The 20,512-nt window shown below is 57.4% G+C and carries 18 protein-coding genes and 1 pseudogene; 2 read left to right on the forward strand and 17 right to left on the reverse strand.

The features are described 5' to 3' along the window. Window positions 1–13 precede the first annotated feature (13 nt). From AC2FIM_RS09905 to AC2FIM_RS09935, 7 genes are all read right to left on the reverse strand, one after another. Window positions 14–433 (reverse strand): secondary thiamine-phosphate synthase enzyme YjbQ, encoded by a 420-nt coding sequence (locus AC2FIM_RS09905; protein ID WP_496708049.1) that lies wholly within the window; start codon window positions 431–433, stop codon window positions 14–16. A 112-nt stretch (window positions 434–545) separates the two neighbouring features. Next, window positions 546–1,409, reverse strand: coding sequence for a sugar phosphate isomerase/epimerase family protein (locus AC2FIM_RS09910; protein ID WP_271946119.1), 864 nt, complete (start codon window positions 1,407–1,409; stop codon window positions 546–548). A 12-nt stretch (window positions 1,410–1,421) separates the two neighbouring features. Next, window positions 1,422–2,312, reverse strand: a complete 891-nt coding sequence (locus AC2FIM_RS09915) for an NAD(P)-dependent oxidoreductase (protein ID WP_496677369.1) — start codon at window positions 2,310–2,312, stop codon at window positions 1,422–1,424. A gap of 223 nt (window positions 2,313–2,535) precedes the next feature. Further along, window positions 2,536–3,717, reverse strand: a complete 1,182-nt coding sequence (gene uxuA, locus AC2FIM_RS09920; protein ID WP_271946123.1) for a mannonate dehydratase — start codon at window positions 3,715–3,717, stop codon at window positions 2,536–2,538. After that, a complete protein-coding gene (locus AC2FIM_RS09925) occupies window positions 3,714–4,766 on the reverse strand; it encodes a Gfo/Idh/MocA family protein (RefSeq protein WP_496677366.1) in 1,053 nt (350 codons plus the stop codon). Before AC2FIM_RS09925 ends, uxuA begins: the two co-directional genes overlap by 4 nt. Beyond that, entirely contained in the window at window positions 4,763–5,764 is a 1,002-nt protein-coding gene (locus AC2FIM_RS09930; RefSeq protein ID WP_271946125.1) for a Gfo/Idh/MocA family protein, read from the reverse strand. Before AC2FIM_RS09930 ends, AC2FIM_RS09925 begins: the two co-directional genes overlap by 4 nt. Then, a complete protein-coding gene (locus AC2FIM_RS09935; protein WP_271946127.1) occupies window positions 5,761–6,777 on the reverse strand; it encodes a Gfo/Idh/MocA family protein in 1,017 nt (338 codons plus the stop codon). The genes AC2FIM_RS09930 and AC2FIM_RS09935 overlap by 4 nt, the downstream gene beginning before the upstream one ends. Window positions 6,778–6,900: 123 nt before the next feature. On the opposite strand from AC2FIM_RS09935, the gene uxaC reads away from it, so the two are divergent. Continuing rightward, window positions 6,901–8,244 carry a glucuronate isomerase gene (gene uxaC / locus AC2FIM_RS09940; protein WP_416383907.1) on the forward strand — a complete coding sequence of 448 codons (1,344 nt, stop codon included), beginning with the start codon at window positions 6,901–6,903 and terminating at the stop codon, window positions 8,242–8,244. Continuing rightward, window positions 8,245–9,441 (forward strand): mannitol dehydrogenase family protein, encoded by a 1,197-nt coding sequence (locus AC2FIM_RS09945; protein WP_496677362.1) that lies wholly within the window; start codon window positions 8,245–8,247, stop codon window positions 9,439–9,441. On the opposite strand, the gene AC2FIM_RS09950 is transcribed toward AC2FIM_RS09945, so the two are convergent. The 10 genes and pseudogenes from AC2FIM_RS09950 to AC2FIM_RS09995 form a co-directional block, all read right to left on the reverse strand. Next, window positions 9,428–10,291: a sugar kinase gene (locus AC2FIM_RS09950; RefSeq protein WP_142634782.1), complete on the reverse strand. Its 864-nt coding sequence runs from the start codon at window positions 10,289–10,291 to the stop codon at window positions 9,428–9,430. The two genes, AC2FIM_RS09945 and AC2FIM_RS09950, sit on opposite strands and share 14 nt — an antisense overlap. Beyond that, window positions 10,288–11,169, reverse strand: coding sequence for a DMT family transporter (locus tag AC2FIM_RS09955; RefSeq protein WP_142634780.1), 882 nt, complete (start codon window positions 11,167–11,169; stop codon window positions 10,288–10,290). The genes AC2FIM_RS09950 and AC2FIM_RS09955 overlap by 4 nt, the downstream gene beginning before the upstream one ends. A 3-nt stretch (window positions 11,170–11,172) precedes the next feature. Further along, a pseudogene (locus tag AC2FIM_RS09960) lies at window positions 11,173–12,102 on the reverse strand (NAD(P)-dependent oxidoreductase); the annotation flags it as partial. Between the two features lie 98 nt (window positions 12,103–12,200). Beyond that, window positions 12,201–13,205 (reverse strand): Gfo/Idh/MocA family protein, encoded by a 1,005-nt coding sequence (locus AC2FIM_RS09965; protein ID WP_496677358.1) that lies wholly within the window; start codon window positions 13,203–13,205, stop codon window positions 12,201–12,203. After that, a complete protein-coding gene (locus tag AC2FIM_RS09970) occupies window positions 13,202–14,704 on the reverse strand; it encodes a UxaA family hydrolase (RefSeq protein WP_271946137.1) in 1,503 nt (500 codons plus the stop codon). The genes AC2FIM_RS09965 and AC2FIM_RS09970 overlap by 4 nt, the downstream gene beginning before the upstream one ends. A gap of 24 nt (window positions 14,705–14,728) precedes the next feature. Continuing rightward, on the reverse strand, window positions 14,729–15,679 hold the full coding sequence (locus AC2FIM_RS09975; protein ID WP_271946140.1) for a phytanoyl-CoA dioxygenase family protein: 951 nt from the start codon (window positions 15,677–15,679) through the stop codon (window positions 14,729–14,731). Window positions 15,680–15,689: 10 nt separating this feature from the next. After that, complete coding sequence (locus AC2FIM_RS09980; protein ID WP_142634770.1) at window positions 15,690–17,312, reverse strand: TRAP transporter large permease; 1,623 nt, start codon at window positions 17,310–17,312, stop codon at window positions 15,690–15,692. Continuing rightward, window positions 17,312–18,154 (reverse strand): TRAP transporter small permease subunit, encoded by an 843-nt coding sequence (locus AC2FIM_RS09985; protein WP_282027517.1) that lies wholly within the window; start codon window positions 18,152–18,154, stop codon window positions 17,312–17,314. The genes AC2FIM_RS09980 and AC2FIM_RS09985 overlap by 1 nt, the downstream gene beginning before the upstream one ends. Window positions 18,155–18,170: 16 nt before the next feature. Further along, window positions 18,171–19,340: a mandelate racemase/muconate lactonizing enzyme family protein gene (locus tag AC2FIM_RS09990; RefSeq protein WP_142634768.1), complete on the reverse strand. Its 1,170-nt coding sequence runs from the start codon at window positions 19,338–19,340 to the stop codon at window positions 18,171–18,173. Window positions 19,341–19,419: 79 nt separating this feature from the next. Beyond that, complete coding sequence (locus AC2FIM_RS09995; protein WP_142635164.1) at window positions 19,420–20,433, reverse strand: TRAP transporter substrate-binding protein; 1,014 nt, start codon at window positions 20,431–20,433, stop codon at window positions 19,420–19,422. Between the last annotated feature and the right edge of the window lie 79 nt (window positions 20,434–20,512).

Below are 20,512 nucleotides of genomic sequence, written 5' to 3' on the forward strand. Positions count from 1 at the left end.
GTGACCCAAGGCATCACGTCCCGATGTAGTGCACCTTCAATCGTCGTGTCTTGGGTGCCTCGCGATGTTCGAAGAGATACAGGCTTTGTACGCGGCCCAGCGGAAGCTGCCCCTGTTCGACCGGGATGGACACCTGCGTTTGCGTCAACAGCGCCCGCAAATGCGATGGCGCGTTGTCGTCTTCGCTCGGGCGATGGTGATATTTGCCTGATGATTTGGGGACCAGTTCTTCGAAGAACGTCTCGATATCCTTGACCACCTCGGGATCGGCATTGGCCTGAACCAACAGCGCGGCACCGGTGTGGACGCACCAAAGGGTCAGCAGGCCCGAGCCAAGTTCATGGTCAGACACCGCACCCTGAACCACCCCCCTGATGTCGGTGAGGGATTTGCCGGGCGTTTCAATGGACAGCTCAAAAAACTCTTGCTTCATCCATCAGATCCTTTCCTTGATTTTGCGCGAATGCGCCCAGCTTTCCGCACCCCATTCGGCATTCAACTTTGAGGCTTAAGTATATGATTTGTAAAGTACAATGGCGCTTCATTCATGCGAACAGGCTTTTGAACCTGTCCACACACAGACGAAACCCATCTTCGAAGTTTCCGTTGCCGGGATGATAAACGCTCTCGAAAGAAATGACGCCATCATAGCCGTCGGATCTGAGCGCGTCCGCGATGGGTTGGAACAGAGGCGCAAGCTGACCTTCCCCCATACGGCGCACTTCCAGCGTTGCCCGTGGCGTGTCGACCTTTACGTCCTTGATGTGAATGTGACCTAAATAGCCGCCGCGCAGTTCTTCGTAACCGTCCGGGTATGCCAGTTCATGGCACCAGCAGTTGTTTCCGGGGTCCCAAAGTACCTTCAACGCATCCTTTGCATCCAACTCGTCGATCAGTTTTCGGGCTGTATAGTTGGAATTGACCAGCGTGCCGTTTCCGGTTTCTACGACGAGCGTCACGCCCTCAGCCCTGGCAAGTTCAACCGCCGGCGCGATCAGCGGCGGCATCGAGTCCCATACCCCATGCGCCACGTTCCACTTCTCGGCGCCGTTTTTTCCCCAGAGTATCTGCTCTTTTCGTTGGGTCATGATCCGAACCAGCGGAGACCCCACGACATGCGCCATGTCGATCACGCGTTTCAAGGCTTCCATGTGTCGGGTGTGCAGGTCGTCACCGGGCCTGTTGGCAGCTGTCATCCCCGCAAAGATATGGCGCGACAGACATGACACAGGCTTGCCCCGGTCGCGCAAAAGCGCGTCGATCTCGGCAATTTCCTGCGGGGAATGGTCCCCGACCTCCGTATCTCCAACGAACTGAAGCTCTGCATAGTCCAGACCGAATTCGTCCATTACGTCCACGGCATGCCGCAGTTCGCGGGAAATGCCGTCGCAAATCACACCAAGTTTCATGTTCGTCCCCCCTCAGCGATGCAATTCTGCGCCAACGATCTCTTCGATGACCTGAGTACACACCCAGTTGTCGCCATTCGGGTATTTGGTTTTTCCTGCGTGAAAGATCTGCATTGCGGATGACGCTGTGTGCATTGGAACGCCCAACGAACCGGCCAGTGCCAGCGAGATAGTCAGGTCCTTGTGCATGGTTGCGATATGGCTACCGGTGGCCTCGAACTTGCGATCAATGATGTTTTCAAGGGCGGTATTCACGACGCCGCACCCCGCGCTGGATGAGGAGAACACATCAAGTAATGCCTGACCGCTGACACCCGCTTTGGCCGCCATGGCCGCAGCCTCGAATGTGGCGGAAAAGATCGATCCGATCAGAGATTGCAGGCAGGCTTTCACGGTTTGCCCGTCGCCGGCGTTTTCTCCGACCCGATGAATGGTTGCCGACACTGCCTGCATGACTTCGGCGTTTTGGTCCAGCACATCCGCAGCACCGGCAGCCATCATCGTCAAAGTGCCGTTCTGCGCGCCGGGAAACCCACCCGAGACCGGGGTGTCGATCAGGTGGATGCCCGAACCCTCCATGTCTTGCCCGATGGCGCGGGCTTCGGCCGGGGTAATGGTCGCCGACAGGATGACCGTTCCGCCTTTCGCCATGTTCGGAACCAGCCCGTTTTCACCCAAGATGACATCGCGGGCCTGATCTCCGTTCATCACCATGACAAACACAGTGGCGGCGTGACGACCGACTTGCCCCACGCTGTCCTTGGGCCGGCCGCCCATGTCGGCAAATGCCGTCATGCGTGTCATGCTCAGGTCGAAACCGGATGTTTCAAAGCCATTCTTGATCAGGTTCTTGGCAAGGCCGCTGCCCATGTCGCCAAGACCGATTACGCCTGCGGTTTTCATTTGGACTCCTCCCGTTCTTCCGTCGTTGCCGTCTGGCAGACGTTTCGAAAAATGATGCCCCAAGGCATCGGTTTTCGCGGGAGTTTCACGCGTCTTGAACAGACGTCGGGCGAGTCCGGAAGACACCCCGCTGCCCGTTTACGTCCCGCAAGTAAACGAAGAATGCGGCGGTCAGGCAAGCAAAGAAGTGTCGCGGCGGAAAGAAACCGCCTGTCCCGACGCGTTACGAGAACGCCGCCATGATGCCGCGCAGTTCCGCCAGCCCGCGCATTCGTCCAATCAGCGGATAGCCGGGAGTGCTTTGTCCGCCCAGATCGTTCAGCAGTTCTTGTCCGTGGTCGGGCCGCATCGGAATTTGCCAGTCGCCCCGCCCTCGGGATTTGCGGCGACGCTGTTCGTTCATCAGTTCGCGAATGGTGCTTACCATGTCGGTGTCGCCTTCAAGATGCGCGGCCTCAAAGAAGTCCGGCTTCTGACTGTCTGACCCCGCGATGCGTCGGGTGTTTCGCAAGTGAACAAAGTGAATCCGTTCGCCATGCCGGCGAACGAACTCCGGCCCATCGAATTCAGGGGAAACACCCAGCGATCCGGTACACAAGGTTGCGCCGTTCGCGGGCATATCAACCGCATCCAGTACGGCGCCGTAGTCCTCGGTACTGGACATGACCCGCGGCAGACCGAGCAACGAGAAGGGCGGATCATCGGGATGACAGCACAAGCGCGCCCCCATTTCTTGGGCTATCGGGGCGACCTCAGACAGGAAGTCGATGAGGTTTGCGCGCAGCCGGTCACGGTCTATCTCGGCATATGTCTGCAGCAAGCCGCGCACGTCCTCTACGCTCCACTGATCGTTGGCGCCGGGCAGCCCCGCAGTGACATTGTGCTGCAACTGGGCCTTGGATTCATCCGACATGCGCATGAAGCGATCCTTGGCCGCTTGGCGGACGTCGCCGGAATAGTCTTCGGACGCGCCCGGACGTTCGAGAATATGTATATCAAAAACTGCAAAATCGGTCAGGTCGAACAGCATGGCCGTTCCGCCATGCGGCTGTGGGGCACGAAGGGCGGTGCGCGTCCAATCCAGGATCGGCATGAAGTTGTAGCAAACAACTTTGACGCCACGGACGGACAGGGCCCTGAGGCTGGACTTGTACGCCTGCAGATGCTCGGCCATGTCTGCCGACTGCGTCTTGATAGCCTCCGATACGGGCAGGCTTTCGACAACGTCCCAACTGTACCCGGCCGCGGCAAGAACGGCCTGCCGTTCGGCGATGCTCTGTTCATCCCAAGGCTGTCCGGGCGGGGTGTGATGCAGCGCGGTGACGATTCCCTGAACCCCGACTTGATGGAGATCGGCCAGGGCGATCGGATCCTCGGGTCCGAACCAACGCCAGCATTGTTTCATGGCAGCCATCCTTCATACAGTGGGTGATCGGGCCTGATGGGAAGGGCAACGCGCTGCCCGGTGCGCGCCGCGTGATAAATCGCCGTAACAAGGCCGATGGACGCAGCGCCATCCTTCAGCGTAACGGCCGAATTTGCTTCGGACCGCAGCGCTTTGCCGACTTCGGTAAAAAAACCTTCGAACCCCGTTGGCTCGGCAGCGGCGGCGGCAAGAGCCGCGTCGATAGCGGCTTGATCCGCCGGGTCCCGTGCGACGAATGACCAGGGCGTTTGACCCGGGGCATAGGATTCTGTGCCAGAGGTGGCGGTCACCTTTTCAAAGACGAACCGCAGGCGGGTTTCGTCCGTGGCGGCGCCCAGGGTGATATTGCTTGTGCACAAGGCTCCGGAAGTCATGCCGAAGCAGATCGCGGCGCAGTCTTCCGTCTCGATCGGGTTGACCCGCGTCGTTGTCATTGCAGACACCCAGGCGATATCGCCCGCGATATGAGTCAGCAGATCATGGTTGTGGATGGCATGGCCCAGAACCGCGCCGCCGCGTTCACCGGCCCATGTTCCTCGCCACGGCACCGCGTAATAGTCCGCCTCTCGGGACCAATGGGTTTCAAGCGCGGCAGTTTGGACCGCTCCGGTCAGGCCTGCGCGTTGTAAGTGGCGCAGTTGGGCCAGTGACGGGCCCCACCGGTATTGAAAGACCGGAAACACCTGCTTGCCCGCGCTGCGTGCGGCTATGGTGATCCGATCCACATCCTGCAGCGAGGTCGCAAGAGGCTTTTCGCAGACAACGTGTTTTCCTGCGGCCAGTGCCGAAAGGGTGGTCGGTACATGCAGATGGGGCGGTAGGCAGATGTCGATGACATCAATCGCCGGATCATCCAGCGCGTCCTGAATATTGGTCAGAGAGCGAAAATCCGAGTTCTGTCGAATCTGTTCTATCCGGTCCGTATTCTGGTCGACCATGGCGGCTACGCGGAAGTCGCGGTCAAGCCGTTCCAGTGCGCTCAGATGTTGCGCACCGATACCAGCGCCAAGGATCGCAACGTTGATCATCTGCGTTCCGCCATTTCCTGCGCACGTAGCGCCAGTTCCATGACCTTAAAGCAGTGGGTCTGCGTCATTGCAGTTTCGGTCCGGTTACGGATGTCATCGGCGAGGCGCGCAAAGTAGGGAAGGCCGTCGTCAGATGCGTCGATCTTTTGGCAGGTTTCACCATTCACGAGGATCAGATGGTCCGTCCCTGAGGCCCCACCCACATCAACATATTTTCGCAACTCGATATAGCCTTCGGTTCCTAGGATCGTCAGACGACCATCCCCCCAGTTCGGAAGGGCATCCGGCGTAAACCAGTCAACCCGGATATACCCGGTACCATTCTCGCTGCGCAGATTGAGCTCTCCGAAATCCTGCAACCCGGGATCCTTGGGGTTTGCGTAGTTCGCCACGTAAGCGTTTGTGATTTCCGCGGTTTCCGAACCTGTGTAATGCAAGAACTGATCGATCTGATGCGAGGCAATGTCGGTCAGAATTCCGCCATAGCGGTCACGCCTAAAAAACCACTCCGGCCGGGTTGCCCGGTTCAATCGGTGCGGGCCAAGTCCGACCGTTTGGATCACGCGCCCTATGGCACCGGCCTCGACCAACTCGGTCGCCATGGTGCTGACCGGCGTTTCAAATCGTTCGGAAAAATTTACCGACCAGATTCGACCGGTGTCCGCGACCGTTCGCTTGATCTGGTCGAGTTGCTCGAACGTCGTGCAGCCCGGCTTGTCGCTCATGACATCCATGCCGTTCTGCATAGCGCGAATCGTCAACGCGGCCCTATCTGCCGGAATTGCGGAAATCAGCGCTAGATCCGCCCCGCAGGTTAGGGCGTCTTCCAATCGGGCCAGCCGCGGAATATTGGGAAACCTTTTGACGTAGCCCGGTAGCGTTTCTGGATCGCCTTGTGTCCAGTAGCCGACACAGTCCACGCCGATTTTACGCATGTTTTCCGTCATGCCATAGATATGGCGGTGGTCCAGACCAAGGGCGACGCAGGTCAGGCTCATGAGGCGACTCGTGTTTTCTGGCCGGTTCGATTGGCGATCTGCATCGCGTCTATGACGGCGTGAGTCAAAAGGGCACTGCGTCCGCTGGCCAGCGGCCTCGTTCCACCGGCGACGGTCTTGGCGAAATCCTCGATAACCGTCTGGTGCCATTCATGGGTGAACGCCATGGGATCGGCCCCTCCGCCTGTGGCGGACGTTTCGCCAACCGTGGATTTCCGACCATCGAAAGTGGTCAAGGTCAGGACACCTGAATCCAGATGCGCTTTGGCGCGCGTGCCCTGGATCGTGATAGATTCAGCGGCCCCAGGATATTCGGCAGTAGTTGCCATCAACGTTCCCACCGCGCCGTTATCCATTTCAAGGATTGCACCTGCCCAATCCTCGGCCTCGAGATCGTGTAACGGAGTTTTTTTCATCATGGCTTGAATGCCCGAGATCGGCCCCAGTAGCCACATCGCAAGGTCAAGCGTGTGGATTGCCTGCGAGATCATGACACCGCCTCCGTCGCGTGCGTAAGTGCCGCGACCCGGCTCTTCATAGTAGCTCTGATCACGCCACCAGGGGACACGGATCTCCACCGTGGCGATCGCGCCCAGCTCACCCTGTTCAATGGCTGATTTCAGCGCCTGCGAAGCGGCGCGGGCGCGGTGCTGAAAGACTATGCCCAGCGGAACACCAGACACCTCGCACTGCTCGACAATGGCCGTCGCGGCGTCCAGCGTTCTTTCGATGGGCTTTTCCATCAGGATCGGTTTCGAAGCGGTAGAAAGAACCCGCACCAACTCTGTGCGCTGATCAGGCGGGGTTGCGATGATCGCAAAGTCGACGTCTGGTTCGTTTGCGATTTCCTCGACCGAGCTGAATGTGCGGGTGTCGTTTCGCTGCGCGAACTCAGCTGCTTTTTCAGGATTGCGCCCGAGGACGCCGGCAAGATTGAGGCCTTGGTCCGATGCCCGAATGGCAGCCACATGCGTGCCCGAAACCATCCCCAAACCAATCAGCGCAATATTCATTCATTCCCCCGGATCACCCGGTCAGTCTGCGGGTTCGAACGGGAAAGATGCAACCATTAAAAACTGTGTTAACAATTGCGGGCAGCAGTATCGGAGGAAGAATTGACCGATAATTTGAATGGCATGGCAGAAGACCTGTACCTGGGCATCAAGAACCTGCCGATCGTGTCTCCGCATGGTCACTGCGATCCGGGGTGGTTTGCAGCCGATGAGCCGTTTCCCAACCCGGCCGAGCTGCTGGTGGTTCCCGACCATTACGTGTTTCGTATGCTCTATTCGCAGGGCGTTCCCTTGTCCGAACTTGGCGTTGGGGAAGAGGGGCGAAAGAAGGATCCTCGCGCCGTATTTCGCACCTTTGCCGAGCACTGGCATCTGTTTCTGGGAACGCCATCTCGGATATGGATGAACTACGTGCTGCATGAAACGTTGGGCGTGTCTGAGGAGTTGTCTTCGCGCACGGCTGACCTGATTTATGATAAGATCTCAGAAAAGCTGGTGCGACCCGAATTTCGTCCGAGGGCTTTGTTCGACAGGTTTGGGATCGAGGTTCTGGCCACCACGGATTCTGCTCTCGACGGCCTCGCGGAGCATCGGGAGATTCATACAAGTGGTTGGGGCGGGCGCGTTGTTCCGACGTTCCGCCCAGACGGGGTTTTGGATGGGGCGGACCCGGAGTTCGTACAGAACCTGAACAAGTTGGCCGAGCTGACAGGCTGCGATCTGGGCAGCTATGATGGTTACCTCAACGCGCTGCGAATGCGGCGGGCTTATTTCATCCAACTGGGATGTACTGCCACCGACCACGGTATCGAACGTGTTCAGATCGAGTGGCTGGAAGACCCGGATGCGCTGTACCAACGGCTGAGACGGCGGGAAGGTACCGAACAAGATGCTCGCCGGTTCTATGGGCATATGCTGATCGAAATGGCGCAGATGTCTGTCGATGATGGTCTGACCATGCAGATACATGCTGGCAGCAAGCGCAACACGAACCACGCGGTAATGCGGGACTTCGGACGGGACAAGGGGGCCGACATTCCAATCGCGATGGATTGGGTCACGGGCCTTGAGGCGCTGTTGAACAGGGTTGGAAACTCAGCGGGACTGCGCATCATACTCTTCACATTGGACGAAAGCACCTATGCCCGTGAATTGGCCCCTATGGCGGGACATTGGCCGTGCCTTAGGATAGGGCCGCCTTGGTGGTTCCACGACAGCCCAGCCGGGATTGCGCGGTATTTCGATCAGGTCGTTGAAACGGCCGGATATTACAATTTGGCCGGATTCAATGACGATACGCGGGCTTTTCTGTCCATTCCTGCACGTCACGACCTGTGGCGACGGGGGGTGGCGATTCATCTGGCCCAGCAGGTTGCGCGCGGCTATTTCGGTCGGGACAGTGCCGAGCATCTGGCGCGGTTGTTAGCGGTCGATCTGGCGAAACAGGTTTACGGATTGCAAAGCTAGATGGGTACAATTCTTCACTTCGGCCTTGGAAACTTCGCCCGGGCGCATTTGCTGGACTACACGGATCAAGCTGGCGGATGGGACGTTGTCGGCGTCAGCCTGCGTTCATCCTCGGTTCGGGATGGATTGGCCCAACAAGGTTTCGAGTACGATTTGTGTGTACAGGGGCAGGGCGTCCGGCGCATCAAAGCTCTGCGTGACGTTCTGGTCGTGCCCAATGATCGCACAGAGATTTTCGATGTGATGGCGGATGCCGAGATCATCTCGGCGACCGTCACCGAGAAAGGTTACCATTTGGACGCCGCGGGCAATCTGAACCTTCAGGACCCAGCGATTGCCGCCGATCTGGCAGGGCAATGGCCTGTGACGCTGATCGGTTTTTTAGCTTATGGCCTTGCGGAACGGTGCAAGCCAGTAACGGTGCTAAGCTGTGACAATCGCATGGAAAACGGCAAAACGCTCGAAATGGCAGTTGCCGATTTTGCGAATGCAGCCGGCCTGGACGTGAATTGGAATGCCGTTCGCTTTCCAAACGCGATGGTCGACCGGATCACCCCGGCTACCACGGACGCCGTTCGCGCAATCAGCGGCGATCCTATGGCTGTTCCGACCGAGGCGTTTTCGGAGTGGGTTATCGAAGACAGTTTCGCCGGTCCGCACCCGGATTGGCCGGGCGTGCAACTGGTCGATGACGTAGCCCCGCACGAGATGCGAAAGCTGCGCATGTTGAACGGTGCCCATTCCCTGTTGGCTTATGGCGGCTTGGAGCGAGGCCTGACCTACGTCCACGAAGCGGTTCGAGACCCGGTTTTGCGCCCGCTGGTTTCCGAGTTGATGAAGGATGCGGGCGCAACGCTGCCCGCAGCACTGCAAGTACAGGTTCCGGACTATGCCGAGGCTTTGTTGCGCCGCTTTGAAAACCTCGAGCTGGCGCACCGTCTGGACCAAATCGCGATGGATGGCAGCCAAAAGCTGCCGTATCGGTTTGTTCCCACACTCCGTGAGACCGGCTCTCAGGCGGTGATTGCAGGGATGCGGGCCTGGATCTCCTTTTGCATGTCCGAGACCGCCAAGGGCAGGACGCTGAACGATCCTTGCGCGTTGGAAATCGCCTCGGCTGTCAAACAGCCAGATCCGGTAGTGCCACTTTTGGACCTTGTTGGCGCTGAGGATCTCGCGTCACTTATCCGGGAATGATCGCGCCGCGGAACTGAACAACGGTGGACGCCAGATTGTGTCCGGCCATCAGGGCCTTGGCCTGCGATTTCCCTGTCAGCAAGGCAGCGAGGTAGCCACCGTTGAAACTGTCGCCCGCCGCTGTGGTATCCAGCACGTTTTTGGCAGGCTCATAGGTTTGGTCAATGTTCTGACCAATGGGCAGAGGGCCATCCTCTCCGCGTTTCAATGCACCGACACCGTGATGATCGGCAAAGCGTGCCGCCACTTGATCCGCGCTTTCCCCGAACAGTGCCATCTCGTCGTCGATGGATGGTAGGGCAATATCTGCACGCTGCCAAAGCCGTTGGTTGATCTGCCGGGCGTGTTCGACGCTGTCCCAGAGACGCGGACGAAAATTGCTGTCATAGACCAACCGAACTGAAGAGCCTTCTAGCCAGTCCAGAAGCGCAAGCCTCACCGAATGCGGAAGAATGGCCACGGAAATCCCTGACAAGTACAGCACGTCGTAACCTTTCAGCGAGCTGAAGTCATGATCGGCAAAAAGCTGGCGGGCGGCCGCCTCGCTGCGCCAATAGGTAAAGCTGCGTTCACCGTCCGCAGAGGTCGTGATCGCGTATAGTCCCGGAGAAGCGTTGGGAATGATGCGGATGCCGGATGTCCCGATTCCATGACTGGCGATAAAGCCGGCGATGCGCCCTGAGAACGGGTCGTCGCCCAGACATGTCATATACTCCACCTGCAGATCAGGAGCGGCGCGGTGCATGTAGATGGCCGTGTTCAGCGTATCCCCCGCGACGCCCACCTTTGCACCGGTTTCCAGCATGGACAATTCGATCATTGCTTCGCCGATGCAGGCAATTCGCGTCATTTCTTTTCTCTCTTCCAGATGATGAGACCGGCAGTCATGATTAGAACAGCCCCTGCCAAAGTGAATGCGCCCGGTACCGTGTCAAAGAACAAATAGCCCCAAATCGCAACGTAGATCAGGAACGAATAGGTGAATGGCATCAACTGGTTCGCCGTTCCGAACCGATGCGCGTTCGTCAATAGTTGATGCCCGCACCAGCCAAAGACGCCAAGGCCGATCAGTACAATCAGGCTCCAAGTGTTTTCTGGCTGGACCCAAAACCATATGGCGAACGGCAGCAGAACCACCGTCCCGGTAAGCCCAAGGTAGAATTGCATGGTGTCCACGGCAACAACCCCGGACAGCTTGCGCGTCATGATCGAGTACAAGGCCAAAGCGGTGGCATTGTAGACGATCAACAGCATGGTCGGATGAAAGGCTGAACCAAACGGCCGCACGACAACCAACACCCCCAGAAAGCCCAGGGTAATAGCCGCCCAACGCCATGGACCCACGCGTTCTTTCAAAACGAAGACGGACAGAAAACACACGATGACCGGGCTTGAGAACATGATTGCTGACACGACGGTCAGAGGCAAAAACCGCAGGGCATAAAAATTGAAAACGGTCGCCGAGATCAGCAGCAAGGCCCGGCTAATGACCTGCCATGGATGGTCGGTCTTGAACCTGCTGGCCTCAATCCCGCCCTTGGCGATCACGCCCACAGAGATCACAAAGTGCCCCGCATAGCGCATGAATGCCAACTGAAATGCCGGCACGCCCGCCAACGCCAACCACTTGGCCCCAAGATCCACCAGCGAAAAGAATAGCCACGCCGTCAACATCAGCACGATGCCAAGGCGCGGCAGGTCCGCAGTGGGGCTGGCGGTGACGGCCATCGATCAGGTGTTGAAACGCTTGACGTAGTAGTCAACCATCTGGCTGACCATGTCGTCCGCCTGACCGTGGTCGCGCGCGTCAATCAGCGCCGAAAGCGCGCCCTGCGACATCACGCTGGTAACGCCTGCCTCGTGTGCCATGCGGTCATAATACCCAAGGTCTTTTGCCGCGTTCTTGATGGCAAAGGCCAGCTGATTTGGGTCATCCTCGACGCCGTAGGCTTTGACGAAATCCATCATTCCGGAATGCAGCGGCCCTGCGGCCATAACGTCATACACCTGCTTGCGGTCAACACCGGTAATATCTGCCATGGCAAAGGCTTCGGCCATTGCGTTCGCGACGGTCATTCCGAAGAAGTTGTTGATCAGCTTGATCGTGTGTCCGGACCCAACGGGCCCAAGGTAAAAAACGTTTTCGCCCAAGTCTTTCAGTGTCGGCTCGGCCTTGTCAAAGGCAGCCTTGTCGCCGGAAGTCATAATGTTGAGCTTGCCCTCTAGCGCGTGCGAAGGCGTACGGCCAAGCGGCGCATCAAGATAGCTTCCGCCGGCTGCGGCAACCTCCTCGGCCAAGGCGCGTGTGCTGCCTGGAAGCGAGGTGCCAAAGTCGATGACGATCGCCCCGGGTTTCAATCCCGAAATCACTCCATCTGCACCGCGCATACGGCCCTCGACCTGTTCGGAGGTACCCATGCACAGCATCACGATGTCACTGGCCTGAGCCAGTTCGTGGGCGTTTTCCATCTCGCGGGCTCCTCGGTCAATCGCGGCGTCCAGGTATGTGCGGTCGCGGTTTCCCAATACCGTGACCGAGTATCCTTGGTCCAACAGTCGGTTCACCATGGCTCCGCCCATTAGTCCCAAGCCGATAAACCCGATTGATGGTTTGCTCATTGGTTTCCCTTTCCGTAAATGTCTCTGGTTTTCATTCTTGTGTCTGGCGCGGGCGGTTTTGAAGTTCGGATGCTCATATTGCCCGGCGTGTAATTATAGGTTTTTGGGTGGCCCGGTTCTTCGCCGGGGCCGGATTTCCTTCAGGTCGGTGCCCGCGCTCGAGCTGACCGCGCTTTTAGCCCCTGTTCTATCCGTGATGTGACCTCGAGCGTCCGGGCCGCATCCTCGACGTCGATCAACGGTGAGGCGCCGTCGATCACGTCAAGGAAGTGATCCAACTGGGCCTCCAGCGGCTCGCGTTTCTGTTTCGGTCGTAGAAGTTGGTCTTTTTGGGCCGCAGTGCCCCAATCCTTTCCACGCCACAGGGTCATGGAAGGAAAACTTACAGCGCCCTTGGTTCCAGTGATCCACATCATGTCCTGTCGGGTTGTGCCGATATTCGGGTTTTCGCCGGTTCCGGCCTCAAACCCCCAAGGGCTGGGTGCGGTGTCGGCAAAGCTGATAGTGCCCGTTGCGCCGTTTTCGAACGCGATCGCGATAGCCCCGCTTTCTATCCGATCTGATCCGCGGATCGACGCGCCAGGCAGGGCGACGACATCTGAGATTTCTCCGATCACAAAGCGCATGACATCGATATCATGCACCAGGTTGATCATGACTGGGCTGCCATCGAAAGTCCGCCAGTTCTGTTCAAAATAACTCTCGGGTTTGCGCATGGCCCACAGCAACGAGACGTTGATAACTTGTCCGATCGTACCTTGCGCGATCACCTCTTTCAGTTGCTGCAAGGTTGTGTGATAACGCCGATGGTGGCCTACAAGGCTGCGGACATTAGCCTGGCGAACGGCCGTCTTCAGGCGCAGGGCATCATCGACTGATGCGGCAACCGGCTTTTCGATTAGCATGTGCCAACCGCGGGATGCGGCCAGAATGCCATGTTCTGCATGCAGACGGGTCGGCGTCGCAATGATGACGCCATCCACCGGGTCCTGCACCTCGTCCACACTAGCAAAACGCGGCACGTCTATCTTGATCGAGCCATCTGGATCGGCCAACCCGACCAACATACAGCCGGGATGCTCAATCACGGCGCGGACGTGGCGGATACCGATCAACCCACCGCCGGCTACAAGGATCCTTTTCACATCACCGCTCCGATTTGCCAGGGAACGAATTCGTAGTCACCCAAGCCCTGCGCCTCGGACTTGGTCCGCGCGCCCGAGGCGACTTGGAGCAGCCGTTGGTATATTTCCCGTCCTTTTTCTTCGACGCTGGTACCTTTGGTCAGAATGTCGCCCGCATCCACGTCCATGTCTTCGGGCATGCGCGCTGCCAACTCAGAGTTAGTAGCGATTTTCAGCGTGGGTGCCGGTTTGGACCCAAATGCAGAGCCGCGCCCCGTGGTAAAGCACACAAGGTTGCACCCGGCCGCAATCTGCCCGGTCACCGAGGCCGGGTCATATCCGGGGCTGTCCATGAAGGTGAAGCCTTTGGCGGTGATGGGTTCGGCGTATTTGAATACACCGGTCAAAGGGGTGGTTCCGCCCTTCGCCGCTGCCCCCAGCGATTTCTCAAGGATGGTCGTCAGACCGCCTTGCTTGTTGCCGGGGCTTGGGTTGTTGTCCATCGAACCGTGATTGCGAGCGGTATAGTCTTGCCACCAATCGATCAGTCCGATCAGTTTGTCCCCAGTTGCACGACCAAGGGCGCGGCGGGTTAAAAGGTGTTCGGCTCCATAGATTTCGGGCGTTTCCGCAAGGACACCTGTGCCGCCTTGGGCAATCAACAGGTCGCAGGCATGTCCGAGCGCAGGGTTCGCGGTCACACCTGACCAAGCGTCCGATCCACCGCATTGCAGCGCAACCATCAGTTCGGACGCCGGGGCTTCGCTGCGCCGCGCCTCATTGGCAAGGGGCAGCATCTGGTTGATCTTGCTGATGCCCATTTCCACGGTCCGGCGCAATCCGGCGACGTTCTGGATGTTCATCGTATGGAAGGTGGGGCTCTGCTTCAGCCCATACGCGTCCAACAGCCAGTCGATCTGGTTCATCTCGCAGCCCAGACCGACCATCAGAACAGCAGCGTGGTTGGGATGTTTCGCAAACCCCCACATGACCCGTTGAAGAGCTTCGAAACCGTCGCCAGAGTCGGCCATTCCGCAGCCCGTTCCGTGGACAAAGGCAACCACGCCGTCGACGTTCGGAAACTCTGCCAGCTTGTCCGGTGTGAAGTGGTTGGCAATCATGCGGGCCGCAGTCGCCGAACAGTTCACGGTGGTCAGAACCGCGATGTAATTGCGCGTACCGAACCGACCGTTGTCCCGGTGGTAGCCCATGAACGTATCGACCGAGGTGGCGGGTTTCATGGGCCGGTGGTCCGTCGCAAACTCGTAGTCCACGCTGGTATTACGGAACTCGATATTGTGGGTGTGCACATGGTCGCCAGGTTCGATCCGTTGGGTGGCGTAACCGATAATCTGGGCGTATTTTCTGACCGGATCACCGGGTGCAAGCATACGCGTGGCGACCTTGTGTCCCGAAGGGATGCGCGCATTGGTCGAGACATCTTCGACCATACTACCGGCCTCCAGCGGCCGAGTTGCAACCACCACGCTATCCATTCGATCTAAACGTACAAAAGTCATAATCAGCTTTCTTGGCGGCAGCAGCTAGGCGCAGAACGGCGAGTCCGATGTCCACCGGTGAATATCTATATGCGGCTGTCCGGACAGCCTTGCTCGTGCCGCTTCCCAATTGGACTTGCAGACGCGCCAATCTCGCAGCTCGGTTTCGGGGTGCGATCTGGACCTCGCGATGAAGCTGGGGAAATGATCTCGACCGGTGGGTTGGCCTGTCGCACTGAAGCGGATGTCGAACGACCAGCGGAACCGGTCCGTTTCATTGACCAGCGAAGCATGTGGCGTCAGAGGGTGAAACAGGATGATCCCGCCTGCCTTGACAGGAAGGGGCACGGCTCGGCCTTCGTCAATGAACCCGTCGGCAATGCCTGTCTGTGTCCGCGCGCAATGCGGCAGGATTGATTGGTCTTGTGCCTTTGGCAGCACTTGCAAGCAGCCGTTTTCAACCGTTGCATCGTTGACGGCAATCCAAACCGTGACCATGTCGGTCTGGTCCGCATCCTCCAACGCAACCGCCCGGTCCTGATGCCAGTCCGTTGCGGTGATATGCGCGCGCACCTCGTCCTTGCACAGCTTAAGGGCAGGGGGCTTCAGCCGAACGTGCTGGATCGGATTGCTGACCAACTCTGGCCCGATCAACTGCTCGACAACGTCAAGCATGGGCTGGGCCGTCAGCAAGTCGAACACTGCGGGCCCAATATGTAACGGTGTGTCCGCCATGATCCGATCACCGGGCAGCGAGATGTCCAGCGGCTGGAAATAGTCGCAACCGGCCTGATAGGCGGACAGAAGTTTGTCCCAGAAGGTCATTCTCGACGGCTCGTTCTTGACCAGCCCTTTGTTGTACCAACCGTCATAGAGCCGGTTCAGGACATCCGAGTATTCGGCCTGTACCCGATCCAGGACATCGCCGGGAATTACATCCTCGACCACGAGGTATCCGTCCGTCCGGAACTTGCCAATCTGATCTTGTGTCAGCATGGGTGCAACCTCACAACAGCAGCGCGATGATGCCCGGCCAGATCAGAAGAACGGAAAGCGCCAGCAACTGGATCCCGATGAATGGCAGGAAGCCGCGGAAGATATCCGTCAGGCTGATATGCGGCGGGGCTACCGACTTCAGGTAGAACGCGGCCGGTCCGAAAGGTGGCGAGAGGAAGCTGACCTGCATGTTCATACAGAACACGACGCCGAACCAGATGGCGACATGACTCGGCTCTAGCTGGCCAAAGACCCCGATTTCCTCAATGGGAAGGCGCAGGACGATCGGTAAAAAGACCGGAATGATCAACAGAACGATGCCGACCCAATCCATGAATGCGCCCATGAACAGCAAGATCAGCATCATCACCAGAATGACCAGCATGGTCGGCAGCTCCTGGCCGACGATCAGGTCGGCCACGTATTGGGGCCCGCCAGCAATGGTGTAGGCACCCGCCAGCGCGGCGGCCCCGATCGTAACCCAGATAATGGTACCTGTGGATTTTAACGTCCGCATCAAGCTGTCCCAAACCAGCTCAAACGATCCCTCGCCCCGCAGGATAGCGATGATCAGGACGGCGAAGGCGCCCATGCCTGCTGCCTCGGTGATGCCTGTGATCCCGCCATAGATCGAGCCGAGAACGACGCCGATGACGACCAGCGGTGCAACGAGGCCTTTGCCCATTTCCCACCCTATTTTGGCGCGCTCTCTGCCAAAGACGAAGAAGATCAGCAGTAGGGCGACGATCGTGATGCCGGCAAACCAGGGCAGGTAGTCAGCTGTCCCCAGCCGCGCTGGTTCACCCTGGCTGGCAGCGTTTGATCCGGAAAGCTCGAAGAACGCAGCCCGGATAAACAGAACGGTGGAAAATCCGGCGACGACGATGCTCATGAAAGCCCCAAACAGTTTGCGTTTTTCAGCCGGTTCGGGGTCGTTCGGGTCCGGCTCCGGCAGCGGAGCGTGATGAGGATTCAACTGCGTGCGGATGATGATGTACAGGATGATCATTGAGGCCAACATGAAGCCGGGAATGAAAGACGCGGTGAACAGCGACTTGATCGAGGTTTCGGTGATCAGCCCATAGATGATCAGAACGATCGAGGGAGGGATCATAGTGCCAAGCGACCCCGAGGCGCAGATGACGCCGATCGCGAGATTCTGATCGTAGCCGAGGCGCAGCATCTGGGGCAGGGCGATAAGGCCCAGCAGGACAACCTCACCGCCGATGATGCCGGACATGGCCGCCATGATCACCGCCATGATCGAGGTCACGATTGCGATGCCGCCGCGTGTTCTGGACAGCCAGACATTCAACGACGAATACATGTCCCGCGCGATCCCGGACCGCTCTAGCAGCGACGCCATGAAGATAAACAATGGAACTGATATGAGCACGTAGTCCGTTAAGAGCCCGTATATCTTCTGCGCCAGGATATAGAGCGGCCCAGTGCCTGGCCGACCGGTGAGAACCCCGTCGCCGAATGAAAACGGGTTCAAAAGCAGTGTCGGTTCAAACTTCAGGACCAGAACCAGAACAGCAAGAGAAGCCGAGGCCAGACCCAAGGGCATTCCGATCGCCAGAAGCACGATCAGGGCGACCATCAGGATGAGTGAGATTGTTCCAATATCCATCAGTCTTGTCCCACCGCTCGTTTGATCATTTCAATTTCGTCTTCGTCCGGTTCATCTGTGTGGATTTCCGGTTCTTTGTTCCAATCCGCGATCAAGTTCAAAATTGCTTGCATTGCGACGAGCGTAATCACGATCAGCACCATCGGCTGCAACGTCGCCGGGATCGGAGGATTGAAGGCGGAGCCATAAAGCTCCCATTTATAGAGCTTGTTGACGAACACCTGTTTGTAGCTGCCGTAGACCAGAAAGAAGGCAAACAGTACGATCAGGATTGTCGAAACCGTATCAAAAACACGCTGAAGCCAACGTGGAACTGCGTCGTACAGCAGGAATATTCGAATGTGACTGCGTTGTTGCATGGCGTAGTAGCCAGACATCAAAAACACAAAGCTGGCGAACCAGAGTGTCATTTCGTTGGCCCACTCGGTCGGCTTTTCCAGGATATAACGCATGAAGACTTCGTAGAGCATGACGACAGTCATGATTGCGATCATCATCATGGTAACTCGGCCTATGAACAGGGCGAAACGATCCATAACCGTCGAGCCTTCGAACTCCATTGTCGCTGGGCGCACGGTCTTGGTGCCAAACACTGCAAGAAACGGTAGAAGGACGAGCGCGGCCATGTCGATGATGTCGACATACCCCCCGAACACGCCAGGTAATTCGGGCGTGACGTCGCTGCGCAGATATATTTCCGTTACCTGGCTTTTGAGGGATTCAGAGGTGTAAGGCAGCCAATCCAATAGGAATGCCGGGAGATGCCAAACAAGCCAACTGGCAGTCGCGACGAAGGCCAACGGTATGAGCCATTCAATTGGTCCGCCTGAATTCTTGTGCATCGCGTAACCCTCGTCCCTATCCTTCGATCCTGTAGTGATCGATAAAGTCTCGATCCGGCTCGACCCCCAGTCCGGGGCCAGTCGGGATCATGACACGGCCGTTGTTGGCCTTGACCTGATTTTGAATTTCCAGCGGTACGGTCAGCAGATCGTCCCGAAACTTGTTGTCCGTCGTATCGAACTCCAGCATCGGTTCCCAAGGATGCAAGCCGCCTGGAATTGGGGGCATGGCCGCCAGTAAATGCAGATTAGTCGCGACAGCGATGGCGCTACCCCAGACGTGATTTACGACCGGAGTGAAATGTGCGTGGCATAGTGCTAGAATCCTGAGATACTCTGAAACACCGCCCAAAGCGCATACTTCTGGCTGCGCTATATCGATGCCGCGATTTTCAAGAAGATTGCGCCAAGCCCAGCGATTGAAAACTGCCTCCCCGCCCGAGATGTTGACTTTCAGCGAAGTGCGCAATTCGCGGTACCCGTCAATGTCTTCTGGCGCGACAGGTTCTTCGAACCAATATACGTCCAGTTCTTCCAACGCCCGACCGACAAAAAATGCGTCCGAAGTCGTATAAGCATGGTTTGCATCGACCATATAAGGAAAGTCGTCACCAACTCCGCGTCGAACTGCTTCGCACAGCTTCACATCAGGCTTCGGGCCAAAGCCCGTTTTCATTTTGGTGGCGGTAAATCCCATTTCTTTGATCTTTGCGGCTTCCTCCTCAAAACGGCTGGCCAGACTAGAAATCGGTTCATCCCGAAGCATCATGCCGTAGCCGTAGCAAGGAACGCTTGTGCGATGCGCGCCGCCGACAAGCTTATGGAGGGGGAGGCCAGAGATTTTGCCGGTGATATCCCAAAGTGCGATGTCCACACCGGACAAAGCCTGTATTGGCATTCCGCTTTGGCCATGGTCTCGCAGAAGGTTGTACACCTTGTGCCAGATCACGTCTTTGTCCAAAGGGTCCATGCCAAGGACCAATGGTTGGATTACCTTTTCTACGATAGACTTGTTGGCAATGGCTACGTTTCCGGGACCAAAACACTCCCCCCAACCGGTTACCCCTTCATCTGTCTGAATCTCGACCAGATGGGTTGTACGCTTGTCATAATACTGTTGCGAGTAGCCCAGAACTTCCGGCATGTCGTACTGCAGTATGTGACTTATTATTCTGTTGATTTTCATGAAGTTCTGGATCCCGGCGCCAATCCGGAGGGGCCGCTAGTGCGGCCTCTCCGTGCGTCGTAATTCGGTCGAAGCCTGACTACTGCATTGCTCCCAGGTCACGCAGGAAGTTGATGTGGCTTTCCAAAAGCGCCTGTGCCTCAGGGGTCGTCGCGAATTCAGTCCAACCGACCTGAACGGCCGCGCGATACGCTGCCAGGTCTTCAGGCGACCATTCGTACAACTGAACACCTTTTGCTTTCAGGTCTTTTGCAGTCTGAGCGTTCTGCACTTCATTGATTGTGGCATTGTGCAATGCCAAGCTATCCATTGCGACTTCCATGATCTTCTTGTGGTGCGCAGGCATAGCTTCCCAAACTTCTTTGCGACAGGCTAGGTGATCTGCCGGCATCGAGTGAAAACCGGGATAGTTTGTGTGACCTGCGATCTCGTACAGACCCAGTCCCACGTTGTTAGTCAGGTTCGCGGCATCCGCGCCATCAATGATACCGGTTTCCAAAGCCGTAAAGATTTCGTTGAAGTCCATAACGATCGGAGAAGCACCAAGTTCCGCGAACACTTTGGTCGCAAGGCCTGGAGGGGAGCGGAATTTCCAATCTTTGAAGTCGTCCACTTTTGCAATCGGTTTGGTCGAAGAAAGCGACTCCGGCCCGGGAATCCACCATCCGATGAACTCCATGTCGTAGCCGTTGTATAGATCATTCACAGCTTCTCTTCCGCCGCCATGAAGAAGCCAAGCCATTTGCTGATATGGGTTCTGATACCCGCCGAGCAGGTCGCCCGCAAACTGGAAGGCCGGATTTTTACCGGTCTGATAGCCGCCGCCCGTCATGTCGCAGTCCAGAATTCCCGTAGCAGCGGCATCGAAGGTTTCAACTGATTTGACCACTGAAGAGGAATAGAACATTTCAACTTCGATTTCGCCGTTCGACATCTCCTGAATGTCTTCAACGAATTTTGCAGCCATCTGACCAGAAAGAGTTTCGGGCGAAAAATGGGTTTGAATTCTAAGTTTCGTTGTTTCAGCCATCGCGAAACCGGCTGCCATTGTCGTGGCTACGGCCGCCACGGCCGCTGTCTTGACTATTTTCATGGTGTCCTCCCAGACGTTGAGCATTGCGCTTAGTGGGAGATCTTGTCGCCTCCGCTGCTGTCACGCAGATAGACGTTAA

This window comes from Ruegeria sp. CDSC052, from assembly GCF_059610685.1.